Below are 17470 nucleotides of genomic sequence, written 5' to 3' on the forward strand. Positions count from 1 at the left end.
GGAAGGGGTGGCGACATGAGAGGTGGCCTGGACGAGACACTCGCCCGGATGGCCCGGCGCGAGGAGGCGCTCCGGCGGCGGGGCGCCGAGCCCGCCGATGAGCCCGGCCGGGAGGCGGCAGCCCCGTCCGCCGCCGACGACACCCTCGGGGTGCCCCCGGGAGGCGACGCCGGGCCGGGCCGGCCGGGCGACGCAGCCGTCCCGGGCCGGCCGGCGAGCGACCCCGTCCCGGGGGGCGGTGACGTCGACTCAAGCGGGGCGGCGAGCGGCGCCCCACCGGACCGGGCGGGCGGGGACACGGACCGGCTGGCCTGCCCCCCGGCCCGGGCATGGGCCCTCCGCGCCCTGCCGGCCGGCCCTACTACCGGCACTACGACCGGCACTACGGGCGGCACTACGGGCGGCACTACGACCGGCACTACGGGCGGCACTACGGGCGGCGGAGCAGGGACTGCCGGCGGCACGGTGGGGTCTGCCGGCGGCAGGATGGACGCGTCCGCCGGGCGGGACCCGGTGGCGGAGGTCGCCGAGGCGGTCGCCCGGGTGGTGGCGGCGCACCCCGGCGTGACGGTCACCGTCCGGGTGGAGCACGACGGGCAGGCGTACCCGCTGCGGGTCGGCTGGTCGGGCGGGCGGGTGACGGTCGGCGCGGAGGCGGCCACCGTACCGCCGCCGGTCTGGCCGCTGTCGGTCAAAACCGTGCCGGCGTGGACGCCCGGACCGGACCGGCTCACGGCGGACCCGTCGGCCCGGCTGGCGGAGCTGATCCGGCGCGACCCGTCCCTGCTCGGCGACCCCAGCGACCCCGGCGACCGCCCCTGACCCCCGCCCTGACCCACCGCCCGCCCCACCGGCCGACGCCGACAGGCGACACCGCCGGGCAACGCCGACGGGCGACGACGTGGGGCGACACCGACGGGCGACGACGTGGGGCGTCCCGATCCGGCATCGAGGCGCTTGTGCGGGTCTTCCTTTCCCCGGCGGCTACCCTCGGGCGGTGGCCGCACCCGACCTGACCCTCACCGCCAGCCTGCGCCCCGCCGCGCTGGACGCCCGGCGCGGCGTCGTCCGGCTGCACCCGGAGGTGCTGACCGCACTGGCGCTGCGGCCCGGCGACCCGGTCCGGCTGGCCGGGCGGCGGGTGACCGCCGGCATCGTCGCCCCGGCCGGGCCGGCCGCGAGCACCGTCCTGCTCTACGCCGACGATCTGCTGCTGGGCAACCTCGGCATCCGCGACGGCGGGCAGGTGACGGTGAGCCGGGCGCCGGTGGTCCCCGCCGGCCGGGTGACCCTGGCCGGGCCGGTCCAGGTGGTCGCCGCCGTCTCCCCGGAGATGCTGCGGCTCGCCCTGCTCGGCAAGGTGGTGACCGCCGGGGACGACGTCTCCCTGCTGCCCCAGGACGTGTTGCCGGACGCCTCCGTGCGCACCCTCGTCGAGGCCGCCCGGCGCAGCCTCTCCAACACCGTCGGGTACGCCTGGACCAGCACCCTGCTCACCGTGACCGCCGCCGAGCCGGACTTCGGGGCGCTGGTCACCATGGACACGGTGGTCGGCTGGGAGCACGGCCAGACCACCCGGACCGGCGGCCGGACCGGCGCGGCCAGGCCCGGCGGCGCGGCGCGCGGACCCGACACCGGGCCGGACGGTGCGGCCGACCGGGCCGCAGGTGGGGACGCCTCGGCCGACCGGGCCGCCGGGAACGACGAGCCGGCCGACCGGGCCGACGACGCGGGCGGGGTCGAGGACGCGCCCGGCGTGGACGAGTTGCCCGGGCTGCGGGCCCAGGCCGAGGAGTTGACCGAGCTGCTCGACCTCGGGTTCCACCACCGGGAGGTGCTGGGCCGGCTGAGCACCACCGTGTCGCTCGGGGTACTGATCGCCGGGCCGGCCGGGTCGGGCAAGTCCGCGCTGGTCCGGGCCGTCGCCGCCCGGGTGGGCGCGACCGTCCGCCCGCTCTGGGCCCCCGAGCTGGCGGCGCTCACCAACGACGCGGCGGCGCGTCGGCTGCGCGCCACCGCCGACGAGGTACGCGGGAACGCCCCGGCCGTGCTGCTGGTCACCGACGTCGAGGCGCTCGCCCCGGCCGAGAACCCCGGCCCGCTGTCCACCGTCTTCCGGCAGCTGCTCGCCGAGACCGTCCGGGCTGGGACGGCGGTGGTCTGCACGACCAGCCGCCCCGAGGCGGTCGACCCCGCACTGCGCGCGCCGGACCTGCTCTCGCTGCGAATCACCGTGCCCCTGCCCGACCAGGCACTGCGCCGGGAGCAACTCACCGTGCTGACCCGGCAGGTGCCGCTGGCCGGGGACGTCCGGCTCGACGAGGTCGCCGGGCGTACCCCGGGATTCGTCGCCGCCGACCTGGCCGCACTCGTCCGGGAGGCCGGGGTACGGGCGGCGCTGCGGCAGAAGTCGGCCGAGACGCCGACGGTGGCGATGACCGACTTCACCGCCGCCCTGGAGGTGGTCCGGCCGACCACGATGGCCGGGTCCACCCTGGAGCTGGCCGACGTCACCCTCGACGACGTGGGGGACATGGTCGAGGTCAAGGAGACGCTGACCGAGTCGGTGCTCTGGCCGCTGACCTACCCGGACACCTTCGCCCGGCTCGGGGTGCAGCCGCCGCGCGGGGTGCTGCTCTACGGGCCGCCCGGCTGCGGCAAGACGTACCTGGTCACGGCGCTGGCCGGGTCGGGCCGGGCAAACGTCCTCTCGGTGAAGGGCGCGGAGCTGCTGTCGAAGTGGGTCGGCGAGAGCGAGCGGGCGGTCCGGGAGCTGTTCCGCCGGGCCCGGGAGGCGGCCCCGACGCTGGTGTTCCTCGACGAGGTGGACGCGCTCGCCCCGGTGCGCGGGCAGGCCAGCGACGGGGGCACCACCGACCGGGTGGTCGCCGCCCTGCTCACCGAGATGGACGGGGTGGAGTCGCTGCGCAACGTGGTGGTGGTCGGCGCGACCAACCGCCCCGACCTGGTGGACCCGGCCCTGCTGCGACCCGGACGGCTGGAGCGGCTGGTGTACGTGCCCCCGCCCGACGGGGCGGGCCGGGCGGAGATCCTGCGCGCCGCCGCCCGCAACGTCCCGCTGGCTGACGACGTCGACCTCGCCGCGCTCGCCGACGGGCTGGACGGCTTCTCGGCGGCCGACTGCGCGGCGCTGGTCCGGGAGGCCGCGCTCGCCGCGATGCGGGAGTCGCTGACCGCGTCGACGGTCACCGCCGGGCACGTCGAGTCCGCGCGACGGCGGGTCCGCCCGTCCCTGGACCCCGACCAGGTCGCCTGGCTGGCGGCGTACGCGGAGGCCCGGGCGGCGCGCTGACCGATGCCGACCGCCGGCCAGGCGACCTGGTCGGCGGACGGCGGTGACCCTCCGCGACCCCGGAGATCCGCAGGTCCTGCGGGGCGGGCGGATCAGAGGGCGGGCGGGGTGGCGTCGAGGGAGATCTCGGCGCGCACCGTGTCGCCGTCCTCGACCAGGGCAGCGCCGCACCTGCCCAGCACCGAGAGTGCCCCGGCGTTCTTCCGGGTGGTCTTCGCCACGACGGTACGCATCCCGGCCGCCGCCGCGAGGTTGAGCAACTCGCGCAGGGCGGCGACGCCCACGCCCTGCCCCCGGGCGGACCGGCCGAGCCAGAGGCCGGTCTCGACCGTGCCGGGCGCCGGGCAGCGGGTCATCCGGATCATCCCCATCACCTCGCCGCCCACGAGGACGGCGTACATCCGGGTGCGGGCCGGGCCGTCGAACCCCGCGAAGCCCGTGCGGTAGTAGTCGCGGAACGCCTCCCGGCGTGCATGCGACCAGCCGGCCGGCGCGTCGACCGGGGGCATCACGTCGTCCGGCTCGGCCTCGGCGACCGCCACCGAGAGCAACGGCTCCAGGTTCCGCTCGTCCACCGGCTCCAACCGGACCACACCTGCCACGTGCCGCAGTCTGCCGGCCGGAGCCCGTCCGAGTCCACCCTTCCGGCCGGCGCCACCGCCGCGACGGCGGGTATGAGCCGGTCGGACCGTGGCTGCGACCGGCGTCACACCTAACCGAACTCGCAGAGGACGACCGAGGCGTCGTCGGTGCGCTTGTGCCGGCGCAGCCGCTCCGGCAGGTCGCGCTCCGCGGACCGGACCCGGTCGATCAGCGCGCCCGGCCCCTCGGCGGTCACCAGGTCCACCAGCCCTGCCCAGTCGAACAGCCCGAACTGCTCGACCGCGCTGGAGGCACCGTCGGTGAGCAGGACCGCCCGGCGTACCGCGTGGGGCCCGTGCAGCGAGGCCGTGCCGGTGACCGCGTGGTACGCGGCGTCGGGGTCGGCGGCGGCGACCCAGTAGCCGTGCGTGCGGTTCATCCGGCCCCGTTGCAGTCCGACGGCCCGCCGGAACCAGGCGGCCCGGTCGCCGTCGGCGGACAGGGTGTCCACCATCCGGCGCAGGTCGGCCATCGCGGTCTCCAGCCGGTCGTCGCCGACCACGTCGACCCGGTCGCCGACGTCGAGCACCAGCGGGCTGTCGCAGAGCACCAGCCAGTCCACCTCGCCGCCGCTCTCCCGGAGCAGGCAGACCGTGGACGAGGGCGTGCCGGGGTGGTCCAGGTCGCACCCGCCGCCGTGATCCGCCCGGACCGCGAGGATCGCCGCCGCGAGGCTGCTCATCAGCGTGGCCGCCGGTCGGGCCGCGACTGCCAGCCCGATCCGGGCGGCGAGGTGCCGGACGTACCAGGCGGGCCCGTGCCGGCAGCCGGTGTCGAAGCCGTCCGGCACGGTCGCGCCGTCCAGCACCCCGACCAGCGGGCCGAACCGGAAGACCAGATCCTCGTTGACCGCCCGGCCGGGCGCCGGGGCGGACGCCGACCGTACCCGCATCATCGGGCCGGCCGACCCGGCCCTGGTCCCCGGCGCGGACGCCGTCTGTGTCGTCGCCGCCACATCGGGCCGGGCGCCGCCACGCGGTGTGCCCCCGTCTACCGCCGCCATCGCTGCGCTCCCTCCGTCACCGGCCCGGCTACCCCGCGTCGCGCGGGACATGCCCGGGACGGGGCGCGGGACCTGCCCGGGGGCGGGGCGGCGTAGGACAGGCCCGGGGGCGGGCCGTAGGAATGCCCGGGGGCAAAGCGCGAGCGATGCCCTGTCGCCGCGACAGCGCGATACGGGCCGGTCACCGGCGGCACGGATGCGGTCAGCGCCGCCGGTTGCGGGCCCGCGAGGAGCGCAGCCGGCGCAGCCGGCCGACCAGCAGCGGCTCGGCGGCCAACGCGGCCGGGTTGTCCAGCAGCCCGTTGAGCAGCTGGTAGTAGCGCGTCGCGGAGACGCCGAAGGCGTCCCGGATCGCCTGTTCCTTGGCTCCGGCGTGCCGCCACCACTGCTGCTCGAAGGCGAGGATGCGCAGCTCCCGCTCGGCCAGGCCGGCGGCGGTGGTGGCCGCGACCGGGCCGGCCGTATCCGCGTCGTCGGCCCCGTCGGCGGACTCCGCCAGGGCTACGGTCACCGGTTCGGGGGCGTCGTGACCGGGGGCGTCGCGGCCCGAGGTGTCGTGGCCGGGGGTCGCGGGGCCGGGAATCGCAGGGCCCGGAGCCGCGGGGCCGGCCGGCCCGCCGGGCAGCGGGGACCCCGGGGTAGCCGGGGTGGTCGACTCGGGCGCGGAGCGAGGCGGGGGAACGGTCACGCCCTCCCGGACGCCGGTGCCCTTCCGGACGTTGGCGCCCGACGGCTCGGGCCGGTCGGTGGCGGCCGGGGAGGCGTCGGCAGGCGGCATGGCGCTCCTCACGCGGGCGGGCGAGGGGCCGGCAGCGGCGTGCCGACCGGCGGGACCCCCAGCCTAACCAGGGCCGACCCGGGCCGCATCGGACGAGCGGTGCGGCCCGGGCCGGCCGGTGTGCCGGACGCGCCGCAGGTCAGGCGATGTCGCGGCGACGCATGGTGACCAGCGCCGCGCCGAGGGCGGCCACCAGCCCGACTGTGAGCAGGACCGAGGCGTGCTGCCAGGTCAGGTCGAGGGTGTCCGGCTTGCACTCCCCGTAGTAGGTGGCGTTGCAGGCCTGGTAGTCCTCCAGGGTCACCTTCTTCTGCAACCAGGCCATCGCGTACGTCGGCAGCAGCCACGCCTCGATGAACCGGGTCCCGGCCATCGCCAACAGGATGCCGACGCCGAACTGGCCGACCACGGTGAGCCCGATCGCCCCGCCGAGGGCCATCGCGGTGTGCCGGCCGAGCGAGGCGAGCGCGAACCCGATGGTCGCCGCGACCACGATCAGCACCAGCCCGCGCAGCCCGGTCAGCGCGAACGACTGCCACACCCCGGAGGTCATCTTCGCGGTGCTGCCGCGCAGCGAACCGACGAGCCAGAACCCGGCGGTCCAGACCACCGCGGCGGCCACGGTCAGGGCGACCAGCCCGGTCAGCAGCGCCGCCAGCTTGGTCATCAGCACGGTGAGCCGCCGGGGCCGCCAGAGCAGCAGGTTCATCATCCCGCCGGAGCTCCACTCGGCGCCGACGAAGGAGGCGCCGACCACGAATCCGATCACCGCCAGGATCGCGGTGAACGTGACGATGGTCCCCTCGAAGCTCGACTTGAAGTCGAACGTCGACGGCAGGAACCACTCCGCCTGGATGCTCTCCCGCGGCGGCCCCTCGATCATCGCGCAGTCCGGCGGGTACCGGCCCTCCGACTGGTCCTCACCGGACGCCTTGGCCCGCTCGCAGGCCGCCCGTTCCTGCTCAGCCCAGCGCGCCTGCTCCTGGTACTGCTGCTCGGCCTGGCGCTGCGCGGCGGCCTGCTGGTCGGGACCGATCTTCTGGTTGGTGAAGAAGACCCCGACGAGCACCGCCCCGAGGACCAGCAGGCCGAGCAGCGCCGCCCAGCGGGTGAAGCGCCGCTTGCCCAGCCGGCGCAGCTCAGTGCGATAGAGGCTCATGCGCCCCAACCTCCTCCGGCGACGCCGGGCTGGCCCGCGCCACCGACCTTCGTGGACTCGTCGACCTGGCGGTGCTGCCCCGGCACGGGGGCGGTCGCGGTCAGCTCCAGGAAGACGCTCTCCAGGTCGACCGTGACGGGCGCCAACTCGCTGACGTAGAGGCCCTGCTCGGCGAGCAGCCGGCTCACCATGGCCGGCTTGTCGACCCCGGCGAGCATCAGGTGGTCGGGCTGGGCGGTCACCGCCACGCCCGCCCGGGTCAGCGCGTCCGCCGCCCTCGGCAGGTCGGTGGCCGCCTCCAGGCGGACCCGCACCGCGCCGCCGGAGTGCTCGGCGAGCACCTCGTCGACCGGGCCGAACGCGACCCGCCGGCCGAGCGAGATGATGGTGACCGAGTCGCAGATGAGCTGGATCTCGCCGAGGATGTGGCTGGAGAGCAGCACGGTCATCCCGGAGGCGGCGAGGTCACGGGTCAGGCTGCGCATCTCCCGGATGCCGCCCGGGTCGAGGCCGTTGGCCGGCTCGTCCAGGATGAGCAGCTTCGGGTTCTTGAGCAGGGCCGAGGCGACCGCGAGCCGCTGCTTCATGCCCAGCGAGTACGTCTTGACCCGCTCGCCGGCCCGGTCCCGCAGGCCGACCAGCTCCAGCACCTCGTCGACCCGGTTCTGCGGCACCTCGCCGGCCCCGGCGAGCAGCGACAGCGTGTCGCGGGCGGTGAAGTGCGGGAAGAACTGCGGGCTCTCCACGATCGCGCCGACCTGACCGGCCACGGCGGGTAGCGCGGCCGGCACCTCCTGGCCGAGGATCGCCATCCGGCCGCCGTTGGGCCGGATCAGGCCCAGCAGGGTACGCAGGGTGGTGGTCTTCCCCGACCCGTTGGGGCCGAGGAACCCGTGCACCTGGCCCTGCTCGACCATCATGTCGAAGCCGTCCAGGGCATGTCGCACGCCCCGGCGTCGGCTCTTGTACGTCTTGCGTAGACCTTCTATTTCCAGGACAGCCGGCAAAGCTGCGCCTCCCCCGATAGCTGCAGTGACGACGCACACCATACGCGGTATGCACCGGCCGGCAATACCCGGTATGTGGGTCGGCGTGTCGGCCGATCAGGCGCAGACCACGTGCACGCCTGCCGCCCGGAACGCGTCGACCACCCCGGGATCCGCGCCGGAGTCGGTCACCAGCGTCTCCACCCGGTCGACCGGGCAGATCCGGGCGAACGCGTGACCGCCCAGCTTGGACGAGTCCGCGATGATCACCACCCGCTTCGCCCGGGCCACCATCAGGTTGTTCATCGCCGCCTCGCCCTCGTGGTGGGCTGCGGCGCCGAGCTGCGGGTCGATCGCGTCCACACCGAGCAGGGCCACGTCCAGGGTGACCTCGCGCAGCAGCGCCCCGCCCAGCGGGCCGACCAGCTCGAACGACTTGGGCCGGACCACCCCGCCGGCCACCACCACCTTCATCCGGGACCGGACCAGCAGCTCGTTGGCGATGTTGAGCGCGTTGGTGACCACGGTGAGCTGGGCGCCCTCGGCGTTGGTGTTCAGATCCGGCCGGACGGCCAGCGCCCGGGCCACCTCCGTGCTGGTGGTGCCGCCGTTGAGGCCGACCACGGTGCCCGGGGTGACCAGCGCGGCGGCGGCGGCGCCGATCCGCTGCTTCTCGGCCGAGTGCTTGGCGGTCTTGTAGCGCAACGGCAGGTCGTAGGAGACGCCGTTGGCCACCGCGCCACCCCGGGTCCGGGTGATCATCTGCTGCTGGGCGAGCTGGTCGAAGTCACGCCGGATGGTGGCCTGGGAGACGTCCAGCCGCCCTGCGGCGTCCTCGACGCTCACCCGGCCGTTGTCAGTGAGCATCTCCAGCAGCGCGTTCCATCGGGCATACCGGTCCACTGCGGGGGCCTCCACTGACTCTGCACGAAGGGTGATTGATTGCGTGCACAGTAGTGCGCGAAACTACGTAGGCGCAAAACTCCGCTCTGCGCGATCGGGCAGCCGGTTGCCAGGGTCGCGATGTCTCGCGCAGAATGACGCGCGAAAGACGGCCATATTGCGCCGTATTGCGCACGGCCTCCCGGCGAGGAGTTCTCATGGCGTTCGTCCACGCGGAGATCGCGAGTCAGCCCGACTGTTGGCGGGAGGCAGCGCTGCTGACCCCCACGGTCGCCGAGCACCTGCCGCGCCCCGGGGAGCGGGTCGCCGTCGTCGGCTGCGGCACGTCGTGGTTCATGGCGATGGCGTACGCCGGGCTGCGCGAGGCCGCCGGCCACGGCGAGACCGATGCCTTCCAGGCGTCCGAGTTCCCGGCCGGCCGCCGCTACGACCGGCTGATCGCCATCACCCGGTCCGGCACCACCACGGAGGTGCTGGAGTTGCTCGCCGCGCTGCGCGGCCAACTCCCCACCACCGTCATCGTCGGCGACCCCGGCTCCCCGGCCGTCGAGTTCGCCTCCGCCGCCGTCACCATGCCGTTCGCCGACGAGCGCTCGGTCGTGCAGACCCGGTTCGCGACCACCGCGCTGGCCCTGCTCCGCGCCCACCTCGGCGAGAACCTCTCCGCGCTCTCCGCCGACGCCGAGGTCACCGTCCGGGCCCCGCTGCCGATCGACCCGGCCCGGATCGAGCAGGTCACCTTCCTCGGCCGCGGCTGGACGGTCGGCCTGGCCCAGGAGGCCGCGCTGAAGTGCCGCGAGACGGCCACCTTCTGGGCCGAGGCGTACCCGGCCATGGACTACCGGCACGGCCCGATCTCGATCGCCGCCCCGGGCCGGCTGGTTTGGGCGTTCGGCGACATCCCCGAGGGGCTGGCCGAGGACGTCGCCGCCACCGGGGCCGCCTTCGTGCACAGCCGCACCCACGGCTGCCACACCGTGCTCACGAGCTGGGCGGCCGGACGCACCCCGGTCGACCCGATGGCCGACCTGATCCTCGCCCAACGATTCGCCGTCGCCCTGGCCACCAGCCGCGGACTCGACCCGGACGCGCCCCGGCACCTGAGCCGCTCCGTGGTGCTCACGTGAGCCCAGCCGACGTCGTCGTCGCGCTGGACGTGGGCGGCACGGGGATGAAGTGCGCCCTGGTCGGCCCGAACGGCGGCACCGTGCGCGCCGAGCGCCACCCCACCGACGCGGGCCGGGGCCCCGACGCGGTGGTCGACACCATCCTGGACATCGCCGAGGGGCTCGCCGGCAAGGCTCGGGCCGACGGGTTCGAGCCGGTCGCGCTCGGCGTCGCCGTCCCCGGCGTCGTCGACGAGGCCGCCGGGGTGGCGGTGTGGTCGGCGAACGTCGGCTTCCGGGACGTACCGCTGCGGGACCTGGCGGAGGCGAGGCTCGGGCTGCCCACGGCGCTCGGCCACGACGTGCGCGCCGGTGGCCTGGCCGAGGCCCGGCTCGGCGCGGGCCGGGGCACCGGGCATGTGCTGTTCGTGGCGATCGGCACCGGCATCGCCGCCGCCCACGTGGTCGACGGGTCGGCCGCCACCGGCGCGCACGGCGCCGCCGGGGAGATCGGCCACATCCTGGTCCGTCCCGGCGGCCCGCGCTGCGGCTGCGGCCGGCGCGGCTGCCTGGAGGCGGTCGCCTCGGCCTCGGCGATCGCCCGCCGGTACGCCGAGCTGGCCGGCGTCACCGCGACCGCCGCCGAGGTGGCCGACCGGGCCGCCGCCGGCGAGCCGGCGGCGACCCGGGTCTGGGCGGAGGCCGTCGAGGCGCTGGCCGACGGCCTGGCCACCGGCCAGTCCCTGTTCGACGTGGAGACCGTCGTGGTGGGCGGCGGCCTGGCCCAGGCCGGGCCCCTCCTGTTCGACCCGCTGCGCGCGGCGCTGCACGAGCGGATGACCTTCCACCGGGAGCCGCGTCTCGTCGCGGCGGCCCTCGGCGACGAGGCCGGCTGCCTCGGCGCCGCCCTGCTCGCCCTCGACAATCTGGAGAAGTGATGGCGCTTCGGGTGAACGGCAAGGTGGTGACCCCGACCGGCGTGGTCCGGCAGGGCTGCGTGGAGCTGGACGGCGACCGGATCACCGCCGTCGCCGAGTATCCGTCCGCGCGCGACGGGCACTGGATCGTGCCGGGCTTCGTGGACATGCACACCCACGGCGGGGGCGGGCACACGTTCACCACCGGCGACGCCGACTCCGCCCGGCAGGCGGCGGCCTTCCATCTGGGACACGGCACCACCACGCTGCTGGCCAGCCTGGTCAGCTCACCGTACGAGCTGATGCGGGACGCCACCGCCGCGTTCCGGCCGCTCGTCGACGAGGGGGTGCTGGCCGGCGTCCACTTCGAGGGGCCGTACCTCTCCTCGGCCCGGTGCGGCGCGCAGAACCCGGAGTTCCTGCGCGACCCGTCCACCGAGGAGCTGGCCGCACTGGTCGAGCTGGGCGGCGGCGCGGTCCGGATGGTCACCCTGGCCCCCGAGCGGGACGGCGCGCTGGAGGCGATCAAGCTGCTCACCGCCCACCGGGTGGTCGCCGCGGTCGGCCACACCGACGCCACGTACGACCAGACCCGGGCCGCGGTGGCGGCCGGCGCGAGCGTCGGCACTCACCTGTTCAACGGCATGCGCCCGGTGCACCACCGCGAGCCGGGCCCGGTGGTGGCCCTGCTCGACGCCCCGAACGTGGTCTGCGAGCTGGTCGCCGACGGGGTACACCTGCACGACGGGATGCTCGCCTTCGCCACCTCGACGGCCGGCCCTGAGCGGGCCGCCCTGATCACCGACGCGATGGCCGCCGCCGGCATGCCCGACGGCGAGTACGAGCTGGGCGGCCAGGCCGTCACCGTGGCCGACGGGGTGGCCCGGCTGAGCCGGGACGGCGCGATCGCCGGCAGCACCCTCACCATGGACGCGGCCCTGCGGCACGCCGTGCACGCCGGCATCCCGATGGCGGACGCCTGCCGGATGGTGGCCACCACCCCGGCCCGGGCCATCGGCCTCGGCGACCGGGTCGGCGCGCTCCAGGTCGGCCTCCGCGCCGACCTGGTCGTCCTCGACGACGACCTGAACGTGGTCCGGGTGATGCGCGGCGGCTCCTGGGTGGAGTGACCCGGCTCAACACCACCCCACGGAGCTAGGGCCGGCCGGCGCGAGACCGCCGGTCGAGCAGGGGCACCGCGCACCCTTTGGAGCTGAGTCGTTCACGACATCAGGGCGCGGGCAGCGGCCTCACGCCCTTGATGAGCGGGCGGCGGCGGGGGTGATGGTGCCCGAGCAGGCTGATCCATCAACGACATCAGCTCCAAAGGGCCGACCGGAGGCATTGCCCGCCCGGCGCGGTGCCCACCCGCGGCAGGCGCCCCCGACAGCCGCCGGTCGGTCAGCCGAGCGTGTCGTCCTCGACCCCGAGCGTGTCGACCTCGACCCCGACCCCGACCCTGGCACCGGCACCGACACCGGCACCGGCACCGGCACCGAGGGCATCGACCTCGACGCCGAGGACGGCCTGCTCGTCCGGGCGGTGCACCAGCACGTCGGACAGGAACGACTGCACCGCCGGGCCCATGCCGACGTCCCGGCCGGCCCGCTCGGACAGCAGCCACTTGTGCTCGATGATCTGCGCGAACAGCTCCTGCGGCTCCAGCTTGCGCCGCAGGTTCGCCGGCACCGCCCGGACCACCGGCTCGAACACCTCGGTCAGCCAACGGTGGGCGGCCTGCTGCTCGTCGGTCAGGTCGCTCTCCGCCCGGTACGCGTCCAGGTCGTTGAGGAGCTTGCGGGCCTGGTTCTCCTCGGCGTCCAGGCCGGTCAGCCGCAGCAGCCGGCGGGTGTGGTAGCCCGCGTCGACCACCTTCGGCCGGATCAGGTACCGCCCGTCGGCGATGGTGGACAGGGCCACCTCGGCCACGTCGAAGCCCAACTCGTTGAGGCGGCGGATCCGGCCCTCGATGTCGTGCCGGGCCTCCCGCTCGATCTGCTGCTCGTAGGTGATCTCGTGCCAGAGCCGCTCGTAGCGCTGCACGACCTCCTCGCAGACCACCTCGGGGTCGATGGACTCGTGCAGCAGCCCGGCGGCCTGGAGGTCGAGCGCCTCGCCGAAGATGTTGACCTGGGCGATCTCCAGGTCCTCGCCCCGCTGGCCGTTGGACAGGGTGTTGTGCAGCGCTCCGGTCTCGGCGTCGACGAGGTAGGCGGCGAACGCGCCGGCGTCCCTGCGGAACAGGGTGTTGGACAGCGAGCAGTCGCCCCAGAAGAAGCCGGTCAGGTGCATCCTGACGATCAGGGCGGCCAGCGCGTCGAGCAACCGGCCCATCGTCTCCGGGCGCAGGGTGTGCGAGAACAACGCCCGGTACGGCAGCGAGAACTGGAGGTGCCGGGTGATCAGCACCGGGTCCAGCGGCTCCCCGGCGTCGGTCTGCCGGTCGGCGACGATGGCCACCGCCTCGACCGACGGGAAGTCGATCCGTTCCAGCGCCCGGAGCAGGTCGTACTCCCTCTCGGCGACCCGCTCGCCGGTCTCCTTGACGGCGTAGACGTACCCGCCGAACCGGACGAACCGGACGATGTGCCGAGAGATGCCCTGCGGCAGCGCCACCAGGTGCTCGGCAGGCCACTCCTCCAGCGGGGTCGACCAGGGGAGGTCGAGCAACGCCGGGTCCACAAGGGCAGAGGTGATCCGCACGCTGACAAGCATGCAGGGTAACCCGGCCGAGCGCCTCCCTTCGTGGCTCGCCCCACAGCCGCCGGGCGGCGGGCCGGTAGCGTGGTCGCGTGCGGGAAACCCAGACGGTACGGCGGAATGTCCAGCTCAGGCCCGTACGGCCGGCGGGCTGGTGGTGGGACGCGCTGCTGGTCGCCGCCCTGGTCGGCCTGACGGCGGTGCTCGCCGCCGACCGGCTGTTCGGCGTCGACCGGGCGGTGGCCGACTGGGCCGAGGCGCACCGGCCCACGGCGGCGTACTGGGTCGCGGTCGTGTTCAACTACCTGGGCCAGGGCAGCCCGCTGACCCTGATCGCGCTGGGCATGGGGGTGCTGCTGGCCGTCCGGGTGCGGTCGGTGCGGCCGGTGCTGCCGCCGGTGCTCGCCTTCGTGCTCACGTACCTCACCATCGGTCCCCTGAAGGTGTGGACCGCGCGGCCCGCCCCGAGCGCCAGCGTCAAGGAGCCCTTCCTGCCCGCCGAGGCGACCCTGCCACTGTTCCAGCACGACCTGCCGGTGCGGTTCGCCCAGTCCTACCCGTCGGGGCACGTCGCCAACGCGATCGTCTGGTACGGCGTCATCGCCCTGTTGCTGGCGCCGCTGCTGGCCACCTTCGGCCGGACCGTCCCGCCGTCGCTGGTCGCCGTCGTCCGAGCGGTGCCGCCGGTGGTCGTGCTCTGCACCACCACGTACCTGGGCTGGCACTGGCTGACCGACTCGGTCGCCGGGCTGCTGCTCGGGCTGCTCCTCGACCGGCTGCTGCGCCGGGTGCCGTGGGACGACGTGCCGCTGCCCGGACGACTGGGCGCCTGGAACCGGCCCGCGCTGTTCACCTCGGCCCCCTAGGCTCCGGGGCGTGGAGCGGCTGGCGCGGCGGCTGGGCGTACGCGATGCGGTGGTCATCGGGTTGGGGTCGATGCTCGGCGCGGGCGTCTTCGTGGTCTTCGCCCCGGCCGCGGCGACGGCCGGCGGCGCCGGCCTGCTGGTGGCGCTGGCCATCGCCGGGTTCGTGGCGTTCTGCAACGCGACCAGCTCGGCCCGGCTGGCGGCCCGCTACCCCGAGTCCGGCGGCACGTACGTCTACGGGCGGGAGCGGCTCGGCCCGTTCGCCGGCTTCCTGGCCGGCTGGGGATTCGTGGTCGGCAAGACCGCGAGCTGCGCGGCGATGGCGCTGACCATCGGGGCGTACCTCTGGCCGGGGCAGGCCCGGCTCGTCGCCGCCGCCGCCGTGGTCGCGGTTACCGCGGTGAACCTGCGCGGCATCGGGAAGACCGCGACGGCCACGAAGGTCCTGGTCGGCGTCGTGCTCGCCGTGCTGGCCCTGGTCGCGGCGACCGGCCTGCTCGGCGGCGGCTTCGCCCCGGACCGGATCGGCGGCCCCGGTGGTCCCGGCAGCTTCGGCGTGCACGGCGTGCTGGCCGCCGCCGGGCTGCTGTTCTTCGCCTTCGCCGGGTACGCCCGGATCGCCACCCTCGGCGAGGAGGTGCGCGACCCGGGGCTGACCATCCCCCGGGCGGTGCCGCTGGCGCTCGGCGTGGTGCTGGCGATCTACCTGGTGCTGGCGGTGGTGGCGCTCGGCGTGCTCGGCCCCGACCGGCTGGCCGCCTCCGCCGCGCCCCTGGTCGACGTGGTGACCGCCGCCGGGCTGCCCGGCCTGGCCTGGGCGGTCCGGGCCGGGGCGACCGTCGCGGTGACCGGCGTGCTGCTCTCCCTGCTCGCCGGGGTGGGCCGGACGCTGCTGGCGATGGCCCGCCGCCGGGACGTCCCGCCCGGCCTGGCCGCCGTGCACCCCGCGCACCGGGTGCCGCACCGGGCGGAGCTGGCGGTGGCCGCCGTGGTGATCCTGGTCGTCTCCGTGGGCGACGTGCATGGGGCGATCGGCTTCTCCAGCGCCACGGTGCTGGTGTACTACGCGATCGCCAACGCCTCGGCGCTCACCCTGGGCCGGGATCGGGCCCGGCGGCTGCCCGTGCAACTGCTCGCCGCGCTGGGGCTGGTCGGCTGCGTGGTGCTCGCGGTCAGCCTGCCCCTGACCAGCGTCCTCGCCGGGTTCGGCGTGCTCGCCCTCGGCGGCGCCTGGTACGCCCTGCGCCACTGACGGCCGGGACGGGCCGGCCGGGACGGCTGGTCAGTCCCCACCGGACCGGGGCACAGGCGGGCCGCCCGGGGCGGCCGGCGGGTCGTCCGGCGGGGGCGGGGTGGTCTCGCGGAGCAGGGCGGTCAGCCCGGCCCGGCGGGCCACCACGGTCAGCCGGTCGCCGGCGGTGATCACCAGCCGGGGATCGGCCGCCCAGTCCGCCTTCAGCCCGGCGCGGGCGTGCGCGAGCAGGCGTACTTCGCCGGGGTGGGCCACGGCGGAGAGCGGGCGGCCGTCCAGCGGCGACCCGGCGGCCACCGGCACCTCGGTGACCAGCAGCGCGTGCCGGCCCACCGGGATGGTGGCGATCACCGCCCGGTCCAGCAGGGCGGCGGCGAACGAGGGCGCGGCCAGGTACGACACGCTGCGCGAGATGCCGATCCCGAACGCCTTCTGGATGCGCTCGGCGAAGTCGCCGTCGAACAGCCGCAGCACCACCCTCAGGTCCGGGTTGAGCCCTCGGCCGTTCAGCGCTGCCCGCAGGTTGACCCCGTCGTCGGTGGAGGCCACGACGAGGGCCTGGCAGGTCTCCACGGAGGCGGACCGCAGCGTCTCCTCCCGCGCCGCGTCGCCGATCAACACGGGCACCCCGAGCCGGTGGGCCAACGAGGCGCCCCGCGCGTCCGGGGTCCGGTCGATGGCCACCACCTCGATGCCGAAGTCGTTCAGCTGGGCCATCACCCGGGTGCCGATGTTGCCCAGCCCGACGACCACGACGTGCCCGGACCGGTGGGGCTGGTTCCGCCCGGCGTGCAGGGCCAGCCGGGCGTTGACGATCCCGTCGACCACCACGGCGGTGATCAGCGGGATCAGCGCGAGCCCGGCCAGGTTGAGCACCACCTGCATGACCTGCGCGGCGACGGGCTTCGCGACGTCCGGGTCCTCGCCGGTGAGCGTGGTGACCAGGGTGAGGTAGAGCGCGTCGGCCCAGCTGACCCCGGCCGCGCGGGAGTTGAGCCAGCCCAGCGCGGCGATGACCGCGAGCAGCACCAGCACCGCGATGCCGATCTTGCGGGTGGCGAAGCTGCGGACCGCGCGGAGCAGCACCGCGACCGGCTGGCGGCGGCGTCGGGCGCGGACCAGCCGGCGGGCGGCCAGCTCGGTGCCGGGCGGCTGGCCGGTCGCCTCGGCGAGCACCACGTCGGCGGTCGCCTCGTCGGCGGGCAGCACCCGGGCCCGGGCGGGGTCGCCGGTGTCGGCCACCCCGCACACCACGTCCTGCGGGCGGACGTCGGCGCGGCGGGCCACGTAGAGGGTGCGCCCGCCGTGTCGGAAGTGGGTCGGGGCGACCTCGCCGAGCGCGGCGGCCACGAACGCGGGGGCGGCCATCGACGCGTCGGAGAGCACCGCCGAGTCGGGGAAGAGCTGCCGCACCCCGTTGGCCAGGCTGGTGTTGAACATCCGCACCACCAGCCGCAGCCGGGGCTCCACCTCCTGGGCGCAGAGCGCGGCGTGCATGTTGCCGACGTCGTCCTGGTGCAGCAGGGCCAGCCCGTCCGCGCCGGCCAGCCCGGCCCGGCGGAACGTCGCCTCGTCGAGCCGGTCCGCCCGGACGACCTGGATGCCGTCGACGTCCCGGCCGTCGGGGCCCTCGGAGCGGCGTCGCTCGGGCACCACGAGGGTGATCCGGAGCCGGCCGGTGTCCAGCTCGGTGGCGAGCAGCGCCCGCACCACCCAGTACGCCAGCGGGTCCGACCCGCAGACGACGTAGTGCGGGCGGTTCTCCCCGTTCATCCGCAGCCGCCACCCGGTCGCGCGACGCGCGCGGTCACGCAGGGGCTCCGCCATGTGCCGAATCGTAGTCAG

Annotated in this window: 14 protein-coding genes and 1 pseudogene; 7 read left to right on the plus strand and 8 right to left on the minus strand. The window is 75.5% G+C overall.

Annotated features, from left to right (window positions below; all coding sequences use genetic code 11):
- The first annotated feature begins 15 nt into the window (after window positions 1-15).
- Both OG617_RS11495 and OG617_RS11500 read left to right on the plus strand, forming a co-directional pair.
- Window positions 16-822 (plus strand): hypothetical protein, encoded by an 807-nt coding sequence (locus OG617_RS11495; protein ID WP_405101137.1) that lies wholly within the window; start codon window positions 16-18, stop codon window positions 820-822.
- Window positions 823-997: 175 nt separating this feature from the next.
- The gene (locus tag OG617_RS11500; protein ID WP_405101139.1) at window positions 998-3313 is read left to right on the plus strand and encodes an AAA family ATPase; all 2316 of its coding nucleotides are present in this window, start codon (window positions 998-1000) and stop codon (window positions 3311-3313) included.
- Window positions 3314-3405: 92 nt separating this feature from the next.
- On the opposite strand, the gene OG617_RS11505 is transcribed toward OG617_RS11500, so the two are convergent.
- The 6 genes from OG617_RS11505 to OG617_RS11530 form a co-directional block, all read right to left on the minus strand.
- Window positions 3406-3915: a GNAT family N-acetyltransferase gene (locus OG617_RS11505; protein ID WP_405101141.1), complete on the minus strand. Its 510-nt coding sequence runs from the start codon at window positions 3913-3915 to the stop codon at window positions 3406-3408.
- 110 nt (window positions 3916-4025) lie between these two features.
- Complete coding sequence (locus OG617_RS11510) at window positions 4026-4958, minus strand: hypothetical protein (protein WP_405101143.1); 933 nt, start codon at window positions 4956-4958, stop codon at window positions 4026-4028.
- A 202-nt stretch (window positions 4959-5160) separates the two neighbouring features.
- Window positions 5161-5736, minus strand: a complete 576-nt coding sequence (locus OG617_RS11515; RefSeq protein ID WP_405101145.1) for a DUF3263 domain-containing protein — start codon at window positions 5734-5736, stop codon at window positions 5161-5163.
- A 139-nt stretch (window positions 5737-5875) separates the two neighbouring features.
- The gene (locus tag OG617_RS11520) at window positions 5876-6895 is read right to left on the minus strand and encodes an ABC transporter permease subunit (RefSeq protein ID WP_405101147.1); all 1020 of its coding nucleotides are present in this window, start codon (window positions 6893-6895) and stop codon (window positions 5876-5878) included.
- Complete coding sequence (locus tag OG617_RS11525; protein ID WP_405103634.1) at window positions 6892-7842, minus strand: ATP-binding cassette domain-containing protein; 951 nt, start codon at window positions 7840-7842, stop codon at window positions 6892-6894. Before OG617_RS11525 ends, OG617_RS11520 begins: the two co-directional genes overlap by 4 nt.
- A 156-nt stretch (window positions 7843-7998) precedes the next feature.
- Window positions 7999-8784 (minus strand): DeoR/GlpR family DNA-binding transcription regulator, encoded by a 786-nt coding sequence (locus tag OG617_RS11530; RefSeq protein WP_396677654.1) that lies wholly within the window; start codon window positions 8782-8784, stop codon window positions 7999-8001.
- Window positions 8785-8981: 197 nt separating this feature from the next.
- Here OG617_RS11530 and OG617_RS11535 point away from each other — a divergent pair, with 197 nt between their 5' ends.
- Genes OG617_RS11535 through nagA form a run of 3 tightly spaced genes read left to right on the plus strand, consistent with a single transcriptional unit; the run spans window position 8982 to window position 11937 of the window.
- Window positions 8982-9911: an SIS domain-containing protein gene (locus OG617_RS11535; protein WP_405101149.1), complete on the plus strand. Its 930-nt coding sequence runs from the start codon at window positions 8982-8984 to the stop codon at window positions 9909-9911.
- Window positions 9908-10828, plus strand: a complete 921-nt coding sequence (locus tag OG617_RS11540) for an ROK family protein (RefSeq protein ID WP_405101151.1) — start codon at window positions 9908-9910, stop codon at window positions 10826-10828. Before OG617_RS11535 ends, OG617_RS11540 begins: the two co-directional genes overlap by 4 nt.
- Complete coding sequence (nagA, locus tag OG617_RS11545; RefSeq protein WP_405101153.1) at window positions 10828-11937, plus strand: N-acetylglucosamine-6-phosphate deacetylase; 1110 nt, start codon at window positions 10828-10830, stop codon at window positions 11935-11937. The genes OG617_RS11540 and nagA overlap by 1 nt, the downstream gene beginning before the upstream one ends.
- 376 nt (window positions 11938-12313) lie before the next feature.
- Here the strand turns inward: nagA and OG617_RS11550 are convergent.
- Window positions 12314-13522, minus strand: a pseudogene (locus tag OG617_RS11550) (DUF4032 domain-containing protein); the annotation flags it as partial.
- A 77-nt stretch (window positions 13523-13599) separates the two neighbouring features.
- Between OG617_RS11550 and OG617_RS11555 the strand changes: the two are divergent.
- Together OG617_RS11555 and OG617_RS11560 are read left to right on the plus strand one after the other, a co-directional pair.
- Entirely contained in the window at window positions 13600-14373 is a 774-nt protein-coding gene (locus OG617_RS11555) for a phosphatase PAP2 family protein (RefSeq protein WP_405101155.1), read from the plus strand.
- 10 nt (window positions 14374-14383) lie between these two features.
- On the plus strand, window positions 14384-15625 hold the full coding sequence (locus OG617_RS11560) for an APC family permease (RefSeq protein ID WP_405101157.1): 1242 nt from the start codon (window positions 14384-14386) through the stop codon (window positions 15623-15625).
- Between the two features lie 30 nt (window positions 15626-15655).
- Here OG617_RS11560 and OG617_RS11565 read toward each other — a convergent pair whose 3' ends face one another.
- Window positions 15656-17452 (minus strand): NAD-binding protein, encoded by a 1797-nt coding sequence (locus tag OG617_RS11565; RefSeq protein WP_405101159.1) that lies wholly within the window; start codon window positions 17450-17452, stop codon window positions 15656-15658.
- Window positions 17453-17470: the final 18 nt, after the last annotated feature.

This window comes from Micromonospora sp. NBC_01412 (genome assembly GCF_045040215.1).
Lineage (GTDB): Bacteria > Actinomycetota > Actinomycetes > Mycobacteriales > Micromonosporaceae > Micromonospora > Micromonospora rubida.